19 protein-coding genes are annotated in these 18143 nt (G+C 75.2%); 9 read left to right on the top strand and 10 right to left on the bottom strand.

Annotation, left to right across the window (positions count from 1 at the left end; translation table 11 throughout):
• Nucleotides 1-23 precede the first annotated feature (23 nt).
• The 4 genes from AB0O09_RS08575 to AB0O09_RS08560 all read left to right on the top strand — a co-directional run bounded on the left by AB0O09_RS08575 (nucleotide 24) and on the right by AB0O09_RS08560 (nucleotide 4121).
• Nucleotides 24-956 (top strand): sugar isomerase, encoded by a 933-nt coding sequence (locus AB0O09_RS08575; RefSeq protein WP_363540800.1) that lies wholly within the window; start codon nucleotides 24-26, stop codon nucleotides 954-956.
• Nucleotides 957-1088: 132 nt separating this feature from the next.
• Nucleotides 1089-2021 (top strand): ROK family protein, encoded by a 933-nt coding sequence (locus AB0O09_RS08570; protein ID WP_344622555.1) that lies wholly within the window; start codon nucleotides 1089-1091, stop codon nucleotides 2019-2021.
• Nucleotides 2018-3193 (top strand): N-acetylglucosamine-6-phosphate deacetylase, encoded by a 1176-nt coding sequence (nagA, locus tag AB0O09_RS08565; protein ID WP_344622556.1) that lies wholly within the window; start codon nucleotides 2018-2020, stop codon nucleotides 3191-3193. Before AB0O09_RS08570 ends, nagA begins: the two co-directional genes overlap by 4 nt.
• A 64-nt stretch (nucleotides 3194-3257) precedes the next feature.
• Nucleotides 3258-4121: a class II fructose-bisphosphate aldolase gene (locus tag AB0O09_RS08560; protein ID WP_363540799.1), complete on the top strand. Its 864-nt coding sequence runs from the start codon at nucleotides 3258-3260 to the stop codon at nucleotides 4119-4121.
• Here AB0O09_RS08560 and AB0O09_RS08555 read toward each other — a convergent pair.
• Together AB0O09_RS08555 and AB0O09_RS08550 are read right to left on the bottom strand one after the other, a co-directional pair.
• Nucleotides 4099-5013, bottom strand: coding sequence for a hypothetical protein (locus tag AB0O09_RS08555; protein WP_363540798.1), 915 nt, complete (start codon nucleotides 5011-5013; stop codon nucleotides 4099-4101). The genes AB0O09_RS08560 and AB0O09_RS08555 overlap by 23 nt on opposite strands.
• 92 nt (nucleotides 5014-5105) lie before the next feature.
• Entirely contained in the window at nucleotides 5106-6902 is a 1797-nt protein-coding gene (locus tag AB0O09_RS08550) for a diguanylate cyclase (RefSeq protein WP_363540797.1), read from the bottom strand.
• Nucleotides 6903-7182: 280 nt separating this feature from the next.
• On the opposite strand from AB0O09_RS08550, the gene AB0O09_RS08545 reads away from it, so the two are divergent.
• On the top strand, nucleotides 7183-7710 hold the full coding sequence (locus AB0O09_RS08545) for a flavin reductase family protein (protein WP_363540796.1): 528 nt from the start codon (nucleotides 7183-7185) through the stop codon (nucleotides 7708-7710).
• Between the two features lie 36 nt (nucleotides 7711-7746).
• Here AB0O09_RS08545 and arfB read toward each other — a convergent pair whose 3' ends face one another.
• A complete protein-coding gene (gene arfB / locus AB0O09_RS08540; RefSeq protein WP_344622561.1) occupies nucleotides 7747-8181 on the bottom strand; it encodes an alternative ribosome rescue aminoacyl-tRNA hydrolase ArfB in 435 nt (144 codons plus the stop codon).
• Nucleotides 8182-8330: 149 nt separating this feature from the next.
• On the opposite strand from arfB, the gene AB0O09_RS08535 reads away from it, so the two are divergent.
• Nucleotides 8331-8819, top strand: coding sequence for a hypothetical protein (locus tag AB0O09_RS08535; RefSeq protein WP_363540795.1), 489 nt, complete (start codon nucleotides 8331-8333; stop codon nucleotides 8817-8819).
• A gap of 138 nt (nucleotides 8820-8957) precedes the next feature.
• Complete coding sequence (locus AB0O09_RS08530) at nucleotides 8958-9533, top strand: TerD family protein (RefSeq protein WP_030268801.1); 576 nt, start codon at nucleotides 8958-8960, stop codon at nucleotides 9531-9533.
• A 120-nt stretch (nucleotides 9534-9653) separates the two neighbouring features.
• Here the strand turns inward: AB0O09_RS08530 and AB0O09_RS08525 are convergent, their stop codons facing one another.
• Complete coding sequence (locus AB0O09_RS08525) at nucleotides 9654-10748, bottom strand: hypothetical protein (protein WP_363540794.1); 1095 nt, start codon at nucleotides 10746-10748, stop codon at nucleotides 9654-9656.
• 179 nt (nucleotides 10749-10927) lie between these two features.
• On the opposite strand from AB0O09_RS08525, the gene AB0O09_RS08520 reads away from it, so the two are divergent.
• The gene (locus tag AB0O09_RS08520; protein WP_363540793.1) at nucleotides 10928-11197 is read left to right on the top strand and encodes a hypothetical protein; all 270 of its coding nucleotides are present in this window, start codon (nucleotides 10928-10930) and stop codon (nucleotides 11195-11197) included.
• A gap of 1 nt (nucleotide 11198) precedes the next feature.
• Nucleotides 11199-12755 (top strand): alpha/beta hydrolase, encoded by a 1557-nt coding sequence (locus AB0O09_RS08515; RefSeq protein ID WP_363540792.1) that lies wholly within the window; start codon nucleotides 11199-11201, stop codon nucleotides 12753-12755.
• A 46-nt stretch (nucleotides 12756-12801) separates the two neighbouring features.
• On the opposite strand, the gene AB0O09_RS08510 is transcribed toward AB0O09_RS08515, so the two are convergent.
• The 6 genes from AB0O09_RS08510 to AB0O09_RS08485 form a co-directional block, all read right to left on the bottom strand.
• Nucleotides 12802-13296, bottom strand: coding sequence for a DUF3180 domain-containing protein (locus tag AB0O09_RS08510; protein WP_363540791.1), 495 nt, complete (start codon nucleotides 13294-13296; stop codon nucleotides 12802-12804).
• 158 nt (nucleotides 13297-13454) lie between these two features.
• Nucleotides 13455-14054 carry a 2-amino-4-hydroxy-6-hydroxymethyldihydropteridine diphosphokinase gene (gene folK, locus AB0O09_RS08505; RefSeq protein WP_363540790.1) on the bottom strand — a complete coding sequence of 200 codons (600 nt, stop codon included), beginning with the start codon at nucleotides 14052-14054 and terminating at the stop codon, nucleotides 13455-13457.
• Nucleotides 14055-14094: 40 nt separating this feature from the next.
• Nucleotides 14095-14454 carry a dihydroneopterin aldolase gene (folB, locus tag AB0O09_RS08500; RefSeq protein ID WP_095875504.1) on the bottom strand — a complete coding sequence of 120 codons (360 nt, stop codon included), beginning with the start codon at nucleotides 14452-14454 and terminating at the stop codon, nucleotides 14095-14097.
• Nucleotides 14455-14660: 206 nt separating this feature from the next.
• Nucleotides 14661-15137 (bottom strand): nuclear transport factor 2 family protein, encoded by a 477-nt coding sequence (locus tag AB0O09_RS08495; RefSeq protein WP_344622615.1) that lies wholly within the window; start codon nucleotides 15135-15137, stop codon nucleotides 14661-14663.
• A 73-nt stretch (nucleotides 15138-15210) separates the two neighbouring features.
• A complete protein-coding gene (gene folP / locus AB0O09_RS08490; RefSeq protein WP_363540789.1) occupies nucleotides 15211-16065 on the bottom strand; it encodes a dihydropteroate synthase in 855 nt (284 codons plus the stop codon).
• Between the two features lie 119 nt (nucleotides 16066-16184).
• The gene (locus AB0O09_RS08485) at nucleotides 16185-18041 is read right to left on the bottom strand and encodes a phosphatidylglycerol lysyltransferase domain-containing protein (protein ID WP_363540788.1); all 1857 of its coding nucleotides are present in this window, start codon (nucleotides 18039-18041) and stop codon (nucleotides 16185-16187) included.
• Nucleotides 18042-18143: the final 102 nt, after the last annotated feature.

Here is an 18143-nt window from a genome sequence, read left to right as displayed (position 1 = left end):
GCATCTGCCCGAGGAGCCGCCCCATGCCCCTGCCCTCCCTCACCGCCGAGGAGCTGGCCACCCAGCCCGCCGACTGGCGCACGGCGGCGGCCCTGGCCGCCGAGTCGTCCGCCGCCCTGCCGCAGCGCGGGGAGCGGGTGGCCGTGGTCGGCTGCGGCACGTCCTGGTTCATGGCCCAGGCGTACGCCGCGCTGCGCGAGGCCGGCGGCCACGGCGAGACGGACGCCTTCGCCGCCTCCGAGTTCCCGGCCGGCCGCGGCTACGACCGGATGCTGGCGATCACCCGCTCCGGCACCACCACCGAGGTGCTGGACCTGCTCCGGCGGGCGAAGGCGCCGACCACCGCGATCACCGCGGACACCTCGCAGCCGGTCACCGCGCTCGCCGGGGCCGTGGTCGACCTCGGTTTCGCCGACGAGCGTTCGGTGGTGCAGACCCGGTTCGCCACCACGGCCCTGGCGCTGCTCCGGGCCCACCTGGAGACCGAGGGCGCACTGCCCGCCGGGGTCCGCACGGTGGCCCGCGCCGCCGAGGACGCGCGCGCCGCGGTCGAGGACGCGCTGCCGGCGGGGCTGGTCGACTGCGAGCAGTTCTCCTTCCTCGGCACCGGCTGGACGGCGGGCCTGGCCCAGGAGGCGGCGCTCAAGATGCGCGAGGCCTCGCTCTCCTGGACGGAGGCCTACCCGGCGATGGAGTACCGGCACGGGCCGATCAGCATCGCCGCACCCGGCCGCGCGGTGGTCGCCTTCGGCGCGCTGCCCGCCGGGCTGGCCGCGCAGGTCGGCGCGACCGGTGCGCTGCTGGTGGCCGGCTCGGGGCCGGACGGCATCGACCCGATGGCCGACCTCGTCCGGGCGCAGCGCCTCGCCCTGGCGGTCGCCGCGGCCCGCGGACTGGACCCGGACCGGCCCCGGAACCTGACCCGGTCGGTGGTACTGGCCCCGGACGGGGCATGAGAAGGGTGGTGGGCCGGGAAGGAGCAAACCTCTCAGCTGCGGCGCAATGGCGACAAACGTCACCGTCATGGACCAGACCAATCACGCAACTGGACTAGACCTCTCGGACCGGCTCAAGGGAGACTGTCCCCCGTGAAGCACGTCATCGCACTCGATGTGGGCGGCACCGGCATGAAAGCCGCGCTGCTCGCCCAGGACGGCTCAGTGCTGCTCGAAGCACGGAGGCCGACCGGGCGGGAGCACGGCACGGACGCCGTCGTCACCGCCATCCTCGACTTCGCCGCCGAACTGGCGGACGAGGGCCGCACCCGTCTCGGGAGCGCTCCCGTCGCCGCCGGAGTCGCGGTGCCGGGGACGATCGACGAGAAGAACGGGATCGCGGTCTTCTCCGCCAACCTCGGCTGGCGCGACCTGCCGCTGCGCAAGCTCCTCGGCGAGCGGCTCGGCGGCCTGCCCGTCGCCCTCGGCCACGACGTCCGCACAGGCGGACTGGCCGAGGGGCGGATCGGCGCCGGCCGCGGCGTGGACCGCTTCCTGTTCGTCGCGCTGGGCACCGGCATCGCCGGCGCCATCGGCATCGACGGCCGGATCGAGGCGGGCGCGCACGGCTACGGCGGCGAGATCGGCCACGTGGTGGTCCGCCCCGGCGGACCGGCCTGCGGCTGCGGCGCCCGCGGCTGCCTGGAGACCCTGGCCTCGGCCTCCGCGGTCTCCCGGGCCTGGGCCGACGCCTGCGGCGACCCGGACGCGGACGCGGCGGCCTGCGCGGCCGCCGTCGAGGCCGGCGACCCGCGGGCGGCCGAGGTCTGGCGGACCGCCGTGGACGCCCTCGCGGACGGCATCGTGCTGGCACAGAGCCTGCTCGACCCGTCCACGGTGATCGTCGGCGGCGGGCTGGCCGAGGCCGGTGACACGCTCTTCACACCGCTGCGTACGGCGGTCTCCGAGCGGCTGACCTTCCAGATGCCCCCCGTGGTCGTCCCGGCCGAGCTCAGAGACACCGCCGCTTCCCTGGGAGCGGGTCTGCTCGCCTGGGACCTGCTCTCCACGGAGGTGACCGCGTGACCGCGGACCGCATTGCCCTGGCCGGCGCCCGACTCGTCCTCCCCGGCGGCGTCGTCGAGAACGGCCGGATCACCGTCGAGGGCCCGCGCATCGCGGCCCTGGGCGGCGAGCCGGACCTCGCCGACGTCGACCTCACCGGGTACACGGTCGTTCCCGGCTTCGTCGACCTGCACGTGCACGGCGGCGGCGGCGCCTCGTACGCCGCCGGCGACGCCGAGCAGGCGCTCGTCGCGGCGCGCACCCACCTGGCGCACGGCACCACCACCACGGTCGCCTCCACCGTCACCGGCGAGATCGACGAGGTCTGCCGGCAGGCGGCCGTCCTCTCCGAGCTGGTCGAGGACGGCGTGCTGGCCGGCGTGCACTTCGAGGGCCCGTTCATCTCGCCGGGCCGCTGCGGTGCACACGACCCGGCGCTGCTGCGCGACCCGGACCCGGCGGTCGTCCGCAAGGTGGTGGACGCCGCCCGCGGCACCGCCCGCATGGTCACCCTGGCCCCGGAGCTGCCCGGCGGTCTGGAGTCCGTGCGGATGCTCGCGGACCTCGGCGTGATCGCCGCGGTCGGCCACACCGACTCCGACTACGCGAAGACCCTGGAGGCCATCGAGGCGGGCGCGACCGTCGCCACCCACCTCTTCAACGCGATGCCCGCCATCGGCCACCGCGCCCCCGGCCCGATCGTCGCCCTGCTGGAGGACGAGCGGGTCACCGTCGAGCTGATCAACGACGGCGTCCACCTGCACCCCTCGGTGCTGGACCTCGCCTACGGCACCGCCGGCTCCGGCCGGGTCGCGCTGATCACCGACGCGATGGGCGCGGCCGGCATGGGCGACGGCCTCTACCCGCTCGGGCCGCTGGAGGTCCGGGTGGAGAACGGGGTCGCGCGGCTGGTCGAGGGCGGCTCCATCGCCGGCTCCACCCTCACCCTCGACGTGGCGTTCCGGCGCTCCGTCACCGTCAACGGCCTGAGCCTCGGCCAGGCCGTCGAGTCCCTGTCCACCGTTCCGGCCCGGCTGCTCGGCCTGGCGGACTCGGTCGGGTCGCTGGAGACCGGCAAGTACGCCGACCTCGTCGTCCTCGACTCGCTCACGTACGACCTCGTCGCGGTGATGCGCCGCGGCGAGTGGATCACCGGCGCGGACCGCCTCGCCAGGACCGTCTCCTCGGTCTGATCCCCCGTCCCACGGGGGTGAGTGGCGGCACTGCGTCCCGTCACTCACCCCCTGGGGGACACCCATGCCCATTGCCGCCACCGCCGATCTGCTCGCCCGGGCGACGGCCGACCGCCGCGGCCTGCCCGCCTTCAACGTGATCAGCCTGGAGCACGCCCAGGCCGTCGCCGAGGGCGCCGAACGCGCCGGTACCGCCGCGGTGCTGCAGATCAGTCAGAACGCCGTCCGCCACCACGGCGGCCGGGTGCTGCCGCTGGCCCGCGCCTGCGCCGAGATCGCCGCGGCCGCCGGGGTGCCGCTCTCGCTCCACCTCGACCACGTCGAGGACCTCGACCTGCTGCACGCCGCACCGGCGGCCGGCTTCTCCTCCGTCATGTACGACGCCTCCCGGCTGCCGCACGACGACAACGTCAAGTCGACCGCCGAGGCCGTCTCCTGGGCGCACCGGCACGGGCTGCACCTGGAGGCCGAACTCGGCCGGATCGGCGGCAAGGAGGGCGAGCCGCCGCTCTCCCCGCACGACCCGGGCGCCCGGACGGACCCGGCGGAGGCCGCCCACTACGTCGAGGACACCGGGGTGGACGCGCTGGCCGTCGCGGTCGGCAGCTCGCACGCGATGACCACCCGCACCGCCGTCCTGGACCACGCGCTGATCGGCCGCCTGGCCGCAGCCGTCCCGGTGCCGCTGGTGCTGCACGGCAGCTCCGGGGTCCCCGACGGGGAGCTGTCCGCGGGCATCGCCGCCGGTCTGGTGAAGATCAACATCGGGACGGCGCTCAACACCGCCTTCACCCGGGCCGTCCGCGAGCACCTCGCCGCGGACGGGCGGGTCACCGACCCGCGCCGCTACCTCGCGGACGGGCGCGCGGCGGCCGCCGCCGCGGTCGCCCGCCTCGCCGCCGTCGTCAGTTCTTCGGGTACTCGCTGACCGACATGTCGGTCAGCGCGACCTGGTCGAGCAGGATGCTGCCGCTGCCGGCCGGGAGGGTCACCGTCAGGGTGTTCGTCCCGGCCACCAGCTGCGGCCATATGTTGGTGCTGTACCAGGCGCGGTTCGCGTCCGAATTGCCCTTGGAGTAGTTCTTGAAGGTCACTCCGCCGGGGTGGTCCTTGCCGTTGACGGTGACCTGCGCGGGCGTGTCCGAGCCGGTGTTGTTGAAGTGCAGCCAGAACTTGGTCTGGCCGGCCTGCTGGGCGGTCACCGTCCAGGTCACCGTCGAGCCGCCCTGCAGGGTCAGGTAGCTGCCGTCGGCGGAGACCGCGCCCTTCACGCTGCTCGCCGCCGGGGCGTTCTGCGCCTGCAGCTTGGACGCGTCGGAGACCGGCTTGCCGTCCGGCGTCGGGCTCGCCGACGCGGTGGGCGAGGCCGGGGCGCCCGTCGAGGCCTGCGCGGAGGCCGCCGTCGGGTTCGGCGCGGCCTTGTCCTTCTTGCCCGGGTCGCCGGTGGAGAGCGCGATGCCCACACCGATCGCCACGGCGGCGATCACGGCCACCGCACCGATCACCGCGCCCTTGCCGCGGCCCGAACCCTGCCGGTCCTCGCCCGGCTGCGGGCGGGAGCGCTCGGCGTACCGGCTCTGCTGCGGCGGCAGCGGCGTGGTCTGCGAGGCCTGACCGAACGACGGCTGCGGCGGGTAGGGCTGCTGGGGGCGGGCCGCCGCCTGCTGGCCGTACTGCGCGCGGCCGACCTCCATCGGTCGGCTGTACGAGCTGCGGGGCTGGGTGGGCGCGGCGGAGCCGTCGGCCGGGCGGTAGAGGTAGGCGAACGGGTCGTCGTCGCCCGCGCCCTCGGGCGCGCCGTTGCTGCCGTCCGTGGTCACGGTGCACACTCCCCGGGCAGATGATGGACGCTCGTACCAGCGGCACCCTACCTGCCGGGGCCCACCGCGGGGAAAGCCGATCAAGGGATGTGCTAACCGGCGCGACGGTGGGAACGCTCCCCCCGCGTTCCCCTCACCGAACCTCCACGCGCCCGCTTCTCGTCGTACATCCGCTCGTCGGCGGCGTGCAGCACCTCTTCGATCGACATGCCGCAGCCCGCCCAGCCGATGCCGAGGCTGACACCGACCCGCATCGCCCGGTTGTCGATCCGCATCGGCGGGATGATCGCGTTCCGCAGCCGGCCGGCGAGGTCCTTCGCCTCCTCGCGGCCGATGCCGTCGGCCAGCACCACGAACTCGTCGCCGCCGAGCCGGGCGACGGTGTCCCCCTCGCGGACGGCCTGCTGCAGCCGCCGCGCCACCTCGATCAACACCGCGTCGCCCGCGTTGTGGCCGAACCGGTCGTTGATGGACTTGAAGCCGTCCAGGTCGCAGAAGAGCACCGCCAGGCCCTTGTCCGGCGTGCCCGGCGCGCGGTGTGCCCCGTGCCCGCCGTTCCACGGCTCCGGGCCGTCGGGCTGCTCGGTGGGCACCACGGTGTGCACGTGGGCCGGGTCGTGGTCGAAGCGGCTGAGCACCTCGCCCGCGGCGAAGGCCTCCAGGTCGCGGTCGAAGGCCGGGTCGGAGGTGCCGTAGCCGTGCGCCAGCGCGGTCGGGCCGCCGGGGCCGTCGTAGGCGGTGTGCGCGCTGTAGGAGAACTCGGGGTGGGCGAAGGCCGGGCCGTGCCCGGCGGCCGCGGCGGGCGGCAGGCTGCACAGCCGGCGGCCGAGGCGGGTGCGCAGCTCGGCGCCGTTCGGCAGGCCGGTCAGCGCGTCGTGGCTGGCCCGGTGGGCCAGCTGCAGCTCGTGGCGCTTGCGGTCCTCGATGTCCTCGACGTGGGTCAGCAGGAAGCTCGGGCCCTCGCCGGCGTCCGCCACCACCGAGTTGCGCAGGCAGACCCACTGGTAGCCGCCGTCCCGGCGGGAGAGCCGCAGCTCGGCGCGGCCGCCCTCGGCACTGGTGCGCTGCAGCAGGGCGAGGTCCTCCGGGTGGACGAGGTCGGCGAAGCTCTGCCGGCGCAGCGTCGCCCGGGGGCGGCCGAGCAGCCGGCACAGCGCGTCGTTGACCCGGGTGAGCTGGCCGCGCGCGGCGCCGTGCAGCTCGGTGATGGCCATCCCGCTGGGCGCGTACTCGAAGGCCTGACGGAAGCTCTCCTCGCTGGCCCGCAGTGCCTGCTGCTCCTTCTCCAGCCGGGCGAGCGCGCGCTGCATCTCGGCGCGCAGCCTGGCGTTGCCGATCGCGATGGAGGCCTGCAGGGAGAACATCTCCAGGGCCTCGCGCGTCCAGGCGCCGGGCCGCTTGCCGCTGCGCGGCCGGTCGACCGAGAGCACCCCGAGCAGGTCGCCGCCGGCGCTGTACATCGGCGCGAAGAGGAAGTCGCGGGGGTGCCAGTCGTTGGCGTAGACCGGCAGCGGGCCGTCGCCCGTCCAGGTCGGCACGTCGGTGCCGATCGCCCAGCCCCGGTCGTACGGCAGGAAGCGCAGCGTCCCCCAGTGGTCGCTGACGCTGAGCATGCGGTCCCAGGACTCCCGGGAGCCGACCTGGCCGAGCAGCACCGCCGGGCCGCCCACCCCGCTCTCCTCGACCTCCCAGACCGCCGCCACCACCAGGTCGCCGTCGGGTCGGACGAGGCTCACCGCGGCCGCGTCGAACCCGAGCCCGTGCACGGCGCCCTCCACCACGGCCTGCAGCGTGCCGGCCAGGCTGCGGGCAGCGTTGAGGTCCGCCACGACCCGGTGCAAGGTGCGGAGGGTCGCGAGGCGGACGTAGGGCTCCGACTCGGCTTCCATGCGGGGGCTCCCCGGCTGCTTCGGATTGGCGGTGGTGGTTATCGTCCGATTGCCAGAAGAACTGAATCACAGCGAGCACAGCGATAGGCACGCTCGGTCAGCAATAGGCCGTCACTTGTGACTCAAATCACATCACTTGCCCGTGCCCACTCCGCTCCGGGCAGCCACGAACCATGACGAACCCGGACAACGGGCCGCGACAGGGCGGCCCGTACCGGCCCCCGGTCCTACGACCAGGGCCCGATTCCGCTCCGCGCGGGCGCGGACTACCGTGCGGTACGTGCACACCTCCTCGCAACCCTCGCCCATCCGTACGGCCGGCCCCGACGAGTTCCGGGCCGCCCTCTCGCAGCTCGCCTCGGGCGTCGCCCTGGTGACCGCCAACGACCCGGAGGACGGCGAGGACGCGGGCATGACGGCGACCTCGTTCCTGTCGGTGTCGCTGGAGCCGCCACTGGTGCTGGTCTCGGTCCGCGAGGACTCCCGGATGGACGACGTGCTCACCCGCGCCGAGACCTGGGCCGTCTCCCTGCTCGCCGAGGAGCAGCGCACCGCCGCCTCCCGGTTCGCCATGAAGGGCCGGCTCAGCGACCGGCTGCTCTTCGCCGACACCCCGCACCGCCGCGGGGAACACAGCGGCGCCCCGCTGATCGAGGGCGCACTGGCGACCGTGGAGTGCCGCACCGAGCAGCGGGTGACCGCGGGCGACCACGTCCTGGTGATCGGCCGGGTGCTGGAGGCCCGGGTGCAGCAGCCCGGCGCCAAGCCGCTGCTGTACTTCCGCGGCGACTACCGCAAGCTCGCCTGAGCCACCGCCCCCGCCGGCCCGCGGCCCGACGCAGCGTCAGTCCGCCGGTCGGACCCGGGACCGGCCCTGCTTCAGCTGCGCGCGGTGCCGCTTGTTCTCCAACCGGCGCTCGACCATGCCGCGGCTCGGCCGGGTCGCCCGGCGCGCCTTCGGCGGCGGCGCGGTCGCCTCGCCGAGCAGCGCGGCCAGCCGCGCGGCGGCGGTCTCCCGGTTGCGCCACTGCGAACGGTGCTCGGAGGCCCGCACGACCAGCACCCGGCCGTCCACCAGGCGGTGGGCGAGGCGCTCCAGGGCGCGCTCCTTCCACACCGGGGGCAGGGCGGCCGACGCCGCCAGGTCGTAGCGCAGCTCGACCTGGGTGTCGGAGGTGTTCACGTGCTGGCCGCCGGGACCGGAGGAACGCGAGAAGCGCCAGACGAGCTCGGCGTCGGGGACGACCACCGACCCCCGTACGCGGATGGGCTCGGACATGCGTCCATCATCCCGCTCCGCCGCCCCGAGGTCACGCGGTTAACCGCACGGAAGGGGAGCGGCTCCAGCGGCGCGTGGGGGCACCTGGCGGCTGCCCCCCGAGGTCGCCGCCCTCCGGGGGCACTGCCCGTTCCTGCGAGAATGAGGCGGTGATCGAGCTCGGGTACTCCCTGTCCAACCGCTTCCCCGACCCGCCGCAGACCGACTACCGGCAGGCCCCCGTGCGGAGCCTGCGGTACGACCTGTTCTGCGGCGACGTCTACCTGGAGGTGGACGGCGGGGCCGTGGAGACCCGCTGGGGCTGGGTGCCGGTGCTGGACTTCGCCTGGGCGCTGTGCGACATCGCCGAGCAGCTGGACGAGGACCCGCAGGGCAGCCGCTCCGCCGCCGTGCGGACCGCCGACCTCGACTTCACCCAGAACACCGAGCTGCTGCGGTTCGCCCGCCGGTTCGGCTGGGTGGAGGTCACCGCGACCTGGCTGCGGGACGCCGAGCCGCTGGTGGTGCGCCACGCGGACCTCCGTCGCGAGGCCCGCGACTTCCTGCAGGACGTGCTGGCCGATCTGACGGACCTGCACGAGGGCCTGGCCGACAATCCGAACATCTGGTCGGTGCAGGGCCGCTTCCCCCGGATCTGACCGGCGCTCCGCCGGCCCCGCGCGCCCGCGGCACGCCGCTGAGCGACGGTTCGTACGAGAAATTCGGCCGGGCCTGGAACCATGGCCCCCGCGAGCAGCGTTCTTCCGAACAAAAGCGACCGAAGGGACACACACACCATGCCCGTGAGCCTCTCCAAGGGTGGCAACGTCTCGCTGACCAAGGAGGCCCCCGGCCTGGCCGCCATCACCGTCGGCCTCGGTTGGGACGTCCGCACCACCACCGGTGCGGAGTTCGACCTCGACGCCAGCGCGATCGTGCTGAACAACGACGGCAAGGTGTACTCCGACCGTCACTTCGTCTTCTTCAACAACACCGCCACCCCGGACAACACGGTCGTCCACACCGGTGACAACCGGACGGGCGAGGGCGCCGGCGACGACGAGCAGATCAACGTCAACCTGGCCGCCCTGCCGGCCGACGTCACCCGGATCACCTTCCCGGTCTCGATCTACGACGCGGTCAGCCGCGGCCAGAGCTTCGGCCAGGTCCGCAACGCCTACATCCGCGTGCTCAACCAGGCCGGCGGCGCCGAGATCGCCCGCTACGACCTGTCGGAGGACGCCGCCACCGAGACCGCCATGATCTTCGGCGAGCTCTACCGCAACGGCGCCGAGTGGAAGTTCCGCGCCATCGGCCAGGGCTACGCCTCGGGCCTGGTCGGCATCGCGCAGGACTTCGGCGTCAACGTCTGACGCGCCGGCAGCCTGCCGGTCCGTCAACCTCCGGCGCGCCACGAACGGGCGATGCCCGGGAATCCAGCGGATTCCCGGGCATCGCCCGTTCCACGTTCGTGCCGGTGCCTGCGCCTGCCGTCAGGAGCGTCCGGCGCGCAGCTCGGGGAGCTGCAGCATCTCGGTGTCCTCGTGCGGCGTCAGGTCGACCACCTCGGGGCGGCCGTGCTCGGCGTCCGCCACCGGGGCCGGCTCCGTCCGGGCCGGCTCCACCGGGGGGGCCTGCTCGGCCGAAGGCGCCTGCTCCACGAGGAGGGCCTCCGCCGCGGGGGCCGCGTAGCGGACGCTCTCGGCCAGCGCCTCGTCGCCGACGACGTCGGCCAGGTCGGCCAGGTCGCCGACGGCGGGCGCCGGGGCGGCGGCCCGCAGTGCCGCGGCGGTGGCGGGCCGGCCGAAGAAGCTGAATCCGGGGCCCCGCCCGGCCGCCCGGACGCGAGCGGCGGACACGACGGTGCCGGTGCGGGGGCGCAGCGCGGGCGGTGCGGTGAGCGGCCGGTCGGCAGCCGGCCCGGGGGCCGGCACGACGGCCGCCGGGGCGGTCTCCCGGGCCTTCGGGCGGGCGACGGGCACCGGCTCGGGCATCCGCGGCCGGAGCTCCAGCTGAGCCCGTGCCTCGCCCTCGCGGCGGCGCGCCTCCGCCTCGTTGCCGACGCGCTCCAGGTGGCGCAGCGCGGCGGCGGCCCGCACGTACGCGGCCGGGCTGGCCGGGTGCTTGGGGCGGGCGGCCTCCAGGGCGCGCTTGGCGGCCTCGGCCTCGCGCATGGCCTGCTCGGCGACCGCGACGGCGCGCTCGCGCAGCAGACGGGCGATCTCGGTCTCGGCCTTGGCGAGCCGGGACTTCTCGGCGGTCAGCCGGCGGCCGAAGCGGGTGGCCCGCTCCTCGGCGACCTCGGCCGCGTACTCGGCCTCGGCGAGCTGCTCCTCGAACCGCTCCTCCAGGCGCAGCCGCCTGGTCGCGGCGAGCTGCAGGGCGGCGCGGGCCGCGCGGTCGCGCTGGCGCAGCAGGAGGCCGAGCCCGACGGCCGCGACCACGGCGGCGACGCCGACGGAACGCGCCACCACCGGATCCGGTGTGGCCACCAACGCGGCCACGGCGGCGAGCACGAGCACACCGATGGCGACAGGTGGCGCGTAGCGGCCGAGGACGGAGGAATGACGGTGGCGTCCACGAGACATGCCAAGAAACTAGCGTGCGAATCGGGGCCCTGTCAGCCTCGCCACTCATTCGGCTCTTGACAGCCCGTCGGAAATACTCGGCGCTCCGGTGCGATCACGGGCCGTTACCATGGCGGGCGTCATTCCGACCGTTGAGCGAGGCGCCCGTGTCCCCCGGTTTCCGTGTGCACCCAGGAGAGTTGACCGCGGCCGGGCAGGCCGCCCGGCGGACCGCGGAGCAGCTGCGCGCCGATGCCCGTGCGGTGCTCGGCCCGGCCGACGCGGCGGCCGCGGCGCTGCCGGGCTGGCGGACGGCCGCCGCGCTGCGGGACTGCGCCGACGCGTGGCACCGGCTGTTCGAGCGGCTGGCGGACGACCTCGGCACGATCGGCGCCGATCTGGTGCGGACGGCCGACGGCTACACCGCCGCCGACGAGTCCGTCCGTCGCAACCTCACCCCGGCGGGCTGAGGTGGACGCCGCCGCGCTGGCCGCCGCCCGGCCGGCCGAACTGCCGGCCGCCGCGGCCGCGTACGGTGCCCTGGCCGCCGCGCTGGAGGGGCACCACCAGGCGTGGGCCCGGCAGACCGCGGGCCGGGTGCACGGCTCCGGCTGGCAGGGCCGGGCCGCCGAGCTGGCGGGTGCCGCGGTCGACCGGGCCACCGGCCGGCTGCAGGCGGCCTGGGTGGAGCTGACGCTCGTCCAGGAGACGCTGCGTCAGGCGGCGGAGGCCTTCGCGGTGGCGCAGGCGGCGCTGCCGGGCGATCCCGCGGGTGCGGTCGCGGCGGCGGAGCGGGCGGACGCCGCGGCTGCCCAGCGGCTGACGGCACTGGCCGCGGCGGCGCGGGACGGCCGGGCGCTGACGCCGGCCGCGGCGGTGGCGGGCCTCGGCCGGCTGTCAGACCCGCGGGAGCCGCTGAACGCCGCGCTGCGGGCGCTGCTGCCGCCGCCCGGCGCCGGCCCCGGTGAGGTCGCCGCCTGGTGGCGCGGTCTGGCGCCGGGCGCCCGTGCGGCCCTGACGGAGGGTCGACCGGACCTGGTCGGTGCCCTGGACGGGCTGCCCGCCCGCGACCGGGACCGCGCCAACCGGCTGCAGCTGTCCCGGCTGCTGGAGCACCCGGACGTGCTGTCCGGCCCGCTGCGGGAGGGCCTGCGGGCGGTCGCCGCCCGGCTGGCGGAGGGCGATCCGGCGGGCGGCGACCTGCTGCTGCTCGCGCTCGGTGCACAGGGCCAGGGCCGGGCCGTCCTCGGGTACGGCGACCCGGACACCGCGGACGACGTGGCGGTGTACGTGCCGGGCTTCGGCACCGAGCTGGCCGCCGCGGGTCGCGGGGACGCCGAGCGGGCGGAGCGGATCCGCACCGCGGCGGCCCGCTGCGGGGGCGGCCGGACGACGGCGGCGATGGTGTGGCTGGGCTACGACGCCCCGCCGAACGAGGGGCTGAGCCTGCGCTCCGCCGAGGTGGCGGGCGACGCCCGGGCGAAGGCCGGCGCGGCCGACCTGAACCGCTTCCTGGGCGGGCTGCGGGCGGCCCGGCCGGGGGAGCCGGCGCACGTCACCGCGGTCGGGCACAGCTACGGTTCGCTGGTCGTCGGGCTCGCCGCCCGGCAGGACGGCACCGGGATGGACGACGTGGTGCTGGTGGGCAGTCCCGGGGCCGGGGTGGACCGGGCGGACGGACTGAAGGTGGGCGCCGGCCACGTGTACGTCGGGGTGGCCGAGCACGATCCGGTCGGCCGGCTGCCGGCCGGTTCCGGGGTGGCCGGCGGGATGCTGCTGGGCGGCCCGGCCGCGGCGGCGCTCGGGCAGGCGGTCGGCCCGGACGAGCTGTGGTTCGGCCGGGACCCGGCGGACGCCGGCTTCGGTGCGCACCGCTTCGAGGTGGCACCGGGCGATCCCGAGCACCCGTTCGCCAGCCACTCCGCGTACTTCGACGCGGCACCGGACGGGCCGTCCGCCTCGCTGGAGAACATCGGCCGGGTGGTCGCCGGGCGGGGCGCGGAGACCACCGCGGTGCCGCCGCGCTGAACCCCGCGCCGGGGTCCGGAGCGGCCGGACCCCGGAAGGGGCGGGGTCAGCGCGGGGAGGGCTCGGCCGGGTGGTGCCGGCCGTTGTCGTGGTCCTCGGGCAGCCGGAGGATGTGCTGCAGCCAGAGCGCGGCGGCCATCACGGCGGCGCCGGCCAGGACGGCGAAGCCGGCGGTGACCGCCTGCGACTTGCGGGCGGCGATGTCGAGCTGCTCCAGCAGGTAGACCCCGGTGCCGGCGTAGATGCCGGTGACCACCGCGGAGACCAGTGCACTGGCCTGCGCGAGCACCAGGGCGCGGGCGGCGTGCAGCGGGTCCACGCCCTTGGCGTCCGGCTGCCGCTCGCGGACCGCCTTCAGCCGGGAGCGCAGCGAGATCGCGGTGGCGAGCAGCACCACGGCGACCGCCGCGAGCACCAGCGGTGCCGCGGCCGGGACACCGGGCAGACTGCCCAGCGACCCCCAGAGTTTGGCCCCGGACCAGGAGAGCACCCCCGCCACGGCGGTGATGCCGAGCAGCAGGCGCAGACGGAGCGGCTTCACGCGGACGATGTCCTTCCCGGCGGAGGCGACGGACTGCTGTCCCTGACGGACCGTCGCGGTGCGGCGGTGCGTGCCCACCGTACCGGGCCGTCGCGCGCCACCTGTACGGACGGCCCGGCGGGCGGGGAAGTTCCCGCCCGCCGGGCCGTGCGGCGGTCCTACTCGGGCAGGCGCAGCTGCAGGTCGGCGCGGCGGCGGACGCCCTGGGCGTCCTCGCCGCCGAGCTCCTTCAGGAGGTCGGCGACCTGGCCGCGGCCGGGTACCTCGGCCGCGGGGTCGGCGTCCAGCCAGGGGGCGAGCACGAAGGCGCGCTCGTGGGCGCGCGGGTGCGGCAGCAGCAGGTGCGGGTCGTCGCTGAGGACGCCCTCCACGGCGAGGATGTCGACGTCGAGGGTGCGCGGGCCCCAGCGGACCTCGCGGACCCGCCCGAACGCGTCCTCGACGGCGTTGCCGCGCTCCAGCAGCGACTCGGCGGGCAGCGTGGTGCGCAGCAGCACCACGGCGTTGAAGTAGGACGGCTGGTCGGCGGGGCCGCCGACGGCGTCCGTCTCGAACACTCCGGAGACCGCGGTCACCTTGATGCCCGGGGTGTCTGCGAGGGCGTCGACGGCTCCCTGGAGGGTCTCCAGGCGGTTGCCGAGGTTGGCGCCGAGGGCGATCGCGGCGTGGCGGACGGTCTGCAGGGTGGAGTCGGCACTGTCCACCCGGCGCTCCAGGTCGAACGTGGTCGGCGAGGCGGTCGGGTCACTGGTGCTCATCGGGTTCCCTCTGCGGCTCGGGGGCGGGGCAGCCGGCACGTCATGCGCGGCCCCGGTGGATGGTGACGGTCACGTCGTCGAACGGGACGGTGATCGGGGCGTCCGGCTTGTGCACGGTGACCTCGACCTCCTGGACGGGCTCGTGCTTGAGGCACTGGTCGGCGATGCGCTGGGCGAGCGTCTCGATCAGGTCGACGGGGTCGCCGGCGATCACCGCGGTGACCTCCTCGGCGATCACGCCGTAGTGGGCGGTCTTGGTGAGGTCGTCGCCCGCCGCGGCCGGCCGGGTGTCCAGGAAGAGCACGAGGTCGACGACGAAGGTCTGGCCCTCGATGCGCTCCCGTTCGAAGACGCCGTGGTGGCCGCGGGCACGCAGGCCCCGCAGGGTGACGCGGTCCAGCAAACGAATCACTGCTCCCAGAAGACGGCCCCGACCGAGGACAGGGCGAAGGCGGGCACCGTCGCCCGCCGTCCCTCGAATCTACCTCCGGGTGTCCGCGGTCCAGACCGTCTACCCGGCAGGGCGGGGCGCCACGCGCGCCGGATCGGCGATTGACGTGAACGTTTCGTGCCGTTCCGGCGACGCTGCGGGGCCCTCCTCCGGGGTCAGTCCTCGTCCTCGTCGTCTCCGCTGGTCAGAACGGGTGAGCCGTGGTGCGACCAGATCCGCCAGCCGTCCTGGGTGCGGCGGAAGAGGTTGGTGGAGACGACCTTGCCGCCGACCAGCGGGCCGAGTTCGCCCTCCTCCTCGGCCTCGCCGCCGGAGAGGATGTTCTCGGTGCAGGTGACGAGGGCCACATCGCCCTGCACCTCGCACTCGACGTCGGTCAGGAAGAACTGGATGTACTCGGTGTTGGCCATGATCAGCATGTACGAGCGGGTCACCTGGGCCCGCCCGCGCAGCACCGGCCAGCCCGGGTGGACGCAGACCACGCCGGTCTTGTCGTCGGCGTCCCCGGCGCCCAGCCAGATGGCCTCGACGGCCTCCAGGTCGCCGTTCTCCAGTGCCTCGTAGAGCGCCTGGTTCGCCGCCAGGACGGCCTCGCGGTCCACTTCCAGGGCCGCCGCCCGGTCGCCGCTCATCGCGCCGTCTCCGATCGGCGGGCCGGCCTCGTCGTCGTCCCGCACTGTGCCTCCTGCCGGGCTCCTGCCACGCCTACCCCCTTCGGGCGGCCTGCTGCCAGGCCGCGACCACTCGTACGGCGTCCGCCGTGCCGGCCACGTCGTGCACCCGGACGGCCCAGGCGCCGGCCCGGGCGGAGAGCACGGAGACCGCCGCGGTGGCGTCGTCCCGCTGCCTCGCCGGGCGCAGCTCCCCGGTTTCCGGGTTGGCGAGCAGCGTACCCAGGAAGCGCTTGCGCGAAGCGGCGACGAGCACGGGGCGGCCGAGCGCGGTCAGCGCGTCGAGCCGGCCGAGCAGGGCCCAGTTGTGCTCGGAGGTCTTGGCGAAGCCGAGGCCGGGGTCGAGGACGAGCTGCTCCTCCTTGACGCCGGCGGCCAGCAGGGCGGCCACCCGGGCGGTGAGTTCGGCGGTGACGTCGGCGACCACGTCGTCGTAGACGGCGAGGGAGTCCATGTCGGCGGACTGGCCGCGCCAGTGCATCACCACGAAGGGCGCGCCGGTGGCGGCGACCACCTCGGCCATCCCGGGGTCGGCGAGGCCGCCGGAGACGTCGTTGACCAGCCGGGCGCCGGCCTCCACCGCGGCGGCGGCGACGTTCGCCCGCATGGTGTCCACCGAGACGACCGCGCCGGCGGCGGCGAGCTCACGGACGACGGGGACGACCCGGCGCAGCTCCTCCTCCTCGGTGACCCGCCGGGCGCCGGGCCGGGTGGACTCGCCGCCGACGTCGATCAGGTCGGCGCCCTGGGCGGTGAGCCGCAGGCCGTGCGCCACCGCCGCGGCCGGATCGAGCCACAGGCCGCCGTCCGAGAAGGAGTCGGGGGTGACGTTCACCACCCCCATCACGGCGCAGCGGTCGAGGGTCGGGAGGCCGGGCAGGTTGTCCATGGGGCCATTATCGAGCCACCCGGCGGCCGGATCGGGCCGCCGGAACGCGCCCGCGGCGGGCACCGGGGTCCGGTGCCCGCCGCGGGCGGGTGGTGCGGGCCGAGCCGCGCGGCCGTCGGTCAGGCGGCCTCGGTGACCGCGGCCAGCCTGGCCTGGTCGGGCTCGGGCATGAGGCCCTGGCGCTGCTTGGCGCGGCCCAGGCGCGGCATGCCGAGGGTGATGAAGGCCTCCGCCTGCATCGCCGCGAAGCCGATCCGCGGGAGGTCCCGGGTCTGCTTGTAGACGAGGAAGCGGGGCTCCCACTCCGGCTGGAACTTGGCGTTGAACTTGTACAGCGACTCGATCTGGAACCAGCGGGAGAGGAACACCAGCAGGCCGCGCCAGGCGCGCAGCACCGGGCCCGCGCCGATCCGCTCGCCGCGGGCGAGGGCGGAGCGGAACATCGCGAAGTTCAGCGAGACCCGCTTGACGCCCATGGCGGGGACGGCCTGCAGGGCGGCGACGATGAGCAGCTCGTTGAGGCCGGGGTCGGCCTCGCGGTCGCGGCGCATCAGCTCCAGCGAGATGCCGTCGGGGCCCCAGGGCACGAAGTGCAGCACCGCCTTGAGGTCGCTGCCGGGCGCGCCGGCCGGCTCGCCCTCGGCCGGGGCCTTGTGGGCGGTGACGACGACGCAGCGGTCGTCGGTCGGGTCGCCGAAGCGGCCGAGCGCCATGGAGAAGCCGCGCTCGGTGTCGGTACCGCGCCAACGGCAGGCGGCGTCGGCGATCTGCCGGCGCTCCTCCAGGGTGAGGTCGCCGACCCGGCGGACCTGGCAGGAGTAGCCGTTGCGCTCGATCCGCTTGACCATCTGGCGGACGTTGCGCATGGCGCGGCCGGAGAGCGAGAAGGTGGCGGTGTCGACGATCGCCTCGTCGCCGAGTTCCAGCGCGTCGAGGCCGGCCTCGCGCGTCCAGACCTCGCCGCCGACCTCGCTGCAGCCCATCACCGCGGGGACCCAGGCGTGCTCGCGGGCCTCCGCCATGAAGACCTTGATCGCGCCGGGCCAGGCCTCGACGTCGCCGACCGGGTCGCCGGAGGCGAGCATCACGCCGGAGACGACGCGGTAGGAGATGGCGGCCTTGCCGGAGGGCGAGAAGAGGACGCTCTTGTCGCGGCGGAGCGCGAAGTAGCCGAGCGAGTCGCGGGTGCCGTGGCGGGCGAGCAGCTCGCGGACCTTGACCTCGTCCTCGACGGTGAGCTCCGGCTCGGGCTTCTCCGGGCGCAGCAGCAGGTAGGCCGAGGTGAAGGCGGTCAGCAGGCCGAGCGCGCCGAGCGAGTAGGCGACCAGGTCGGAGATCCGGTCGGAGCCGTAGCGGATCGGGCCGTCGAAGCCGAAGAGGCCGTAGACCGCCTCCTGCAGGCGCTGGACCGTCGACGGGTCGCCGATCTCCGACTTCGGGTGGACGCTCACGATCAGCAGGCCGAGCAGGACGCTGAAGACGCCCATGACGACCAGGTTGGCGAGCGCGCGCCAGCGGGTGCGCGGGTCGGCCTTGGCGTAGAACTCGCGGCGGTGCACCAGGATCACCGCGAACAGCACCAGGGAGATCACGGCGGGGCCGGTCTGGTGCCAGCGCAGCAGGTGCAGGGCCGCGCCCACGGGCAGCAGGACGACGACCGCGCGCCAGGCCCGCCGCTTGCGGCGGCGCAGGGCGTGGGCGAGGAGCACCAGCAGGACGCCGACCATGAGCGTGCCCGCCGCGGCGAGCGTGGTGGTCGCGCCGGGCAGCTGCCCGGCGAAGGTGTGCATCCGGGTGTGGCGGAGCTTCGGGAAGACGGCGCTGCAGATGTCGAGCAGGCCGATCAGCAGGCAGGCGTAGCCGACCACGCCCGGAAGCCAGGCACGGGGGACGGCCGCGGCCTGGGTGCGCAGCGTCTGCAGCCCGCCTCGGCGGGGCTGCTCGGTCGACGGCTCAACGGACACGGGAACGCTCATGGAAGTTCAGCGTAGGGGCTGATCCGGCTCGTCCTGTCACTCCGAAGTAGGAGTTGTGATGGACCTTCATGACTATTCCTTGATCGGGCAATCCGCTGGTCA

Origin of the sequence: Kitasatospora sp. NPDC093679 (assembly GCF_040683455.1) — a bacterium.
GTDB lineage: Bacteria > Actinomycetota > Actinomycetes > Streptomycetales > Streptomycetaceae > Kitasatospora > Kitasatospora arboriphila.
Note: the sequence above shows the minus strand (reverse complement) of the source record. Positions and strands in the feature narration are given on the sequence as shown.

Excerpts from the sequence above, each read along its gene's own strand:
- AB0O09_RS08485 (WP_363540788.1), bottom strand. The coding sequence starts at position 18,041 with ATGAGCGTTCCCGTGTCCGTTGAGCCGTCGACCGAGCAGCCCCGCCGA.
- arfB (WP_344622561.1), bottom strand. The coding sequence starts at position 8,181 with ATGTCCGAGCCCATCCGCGTACGGGGGTCGGTGGTCGTCCCCGACGCC.
- AB0O09_RS08525 (WP_363540794.1), bottom strand. The coding sequence starts at position 10,748 with ATGTCTCGTGGACGCCACCGTCATTCCTCCGTCCTCGGCCGCTACGCG.
- AB0O09_RS08550 (WP_363540797.1), bottom strand. The coding sequence starts at position 6,902 with ATGGAAGCCGAGTCGGAGCCCTACGTCCGCCTCGCGACCCTCCGCACC.
- AB0O09_RS08530 (WP_030268801.1), top strand. The coding sequence starts at position 8,958 with ATGCCCGTGAGCCTCTCCAAGGGTGGCAACGTCTCGCTGACCAAGGAG.
- folK (WP_363540790.1), bottom strand. The coding sequence starts at position 14,054 with ATGAGCACCAGTGACCCGACCGCCTCGCCGACCACGTTCGACCTGGAG.
- folP (WP_363540789.1), bottom strand. The coding sequence starts at position 16,065 with ATGGACAACCTGCCCGGCCTCCCGACCCTCGACCGCTGCGCCGTGATG.
- AB0O09_RS08560 (WP_363540799.1), top strand. The coding sequence starts at position 3,258 with ATGCCCATTGCCGCCACCGCCGATCTGCTCGCCCGGGCGACGGCCGAC.
- AB0O09_RS08575 (WP_363540800.1), top strand. The coding sequence starts at position 24 with ATGCCCCTGCCCTCCCTCACCGCCGAGGAGCTGGCCACCCAGCCCGCC.
- AB0O09_RS08495 (WP_344622615.1), bottom strand. The coding sequence starts at position 15,137 with ATGAGCGGCGACCGGGCGGCGGCCCTGGAAGTGGACCGCGAGGCCGTC.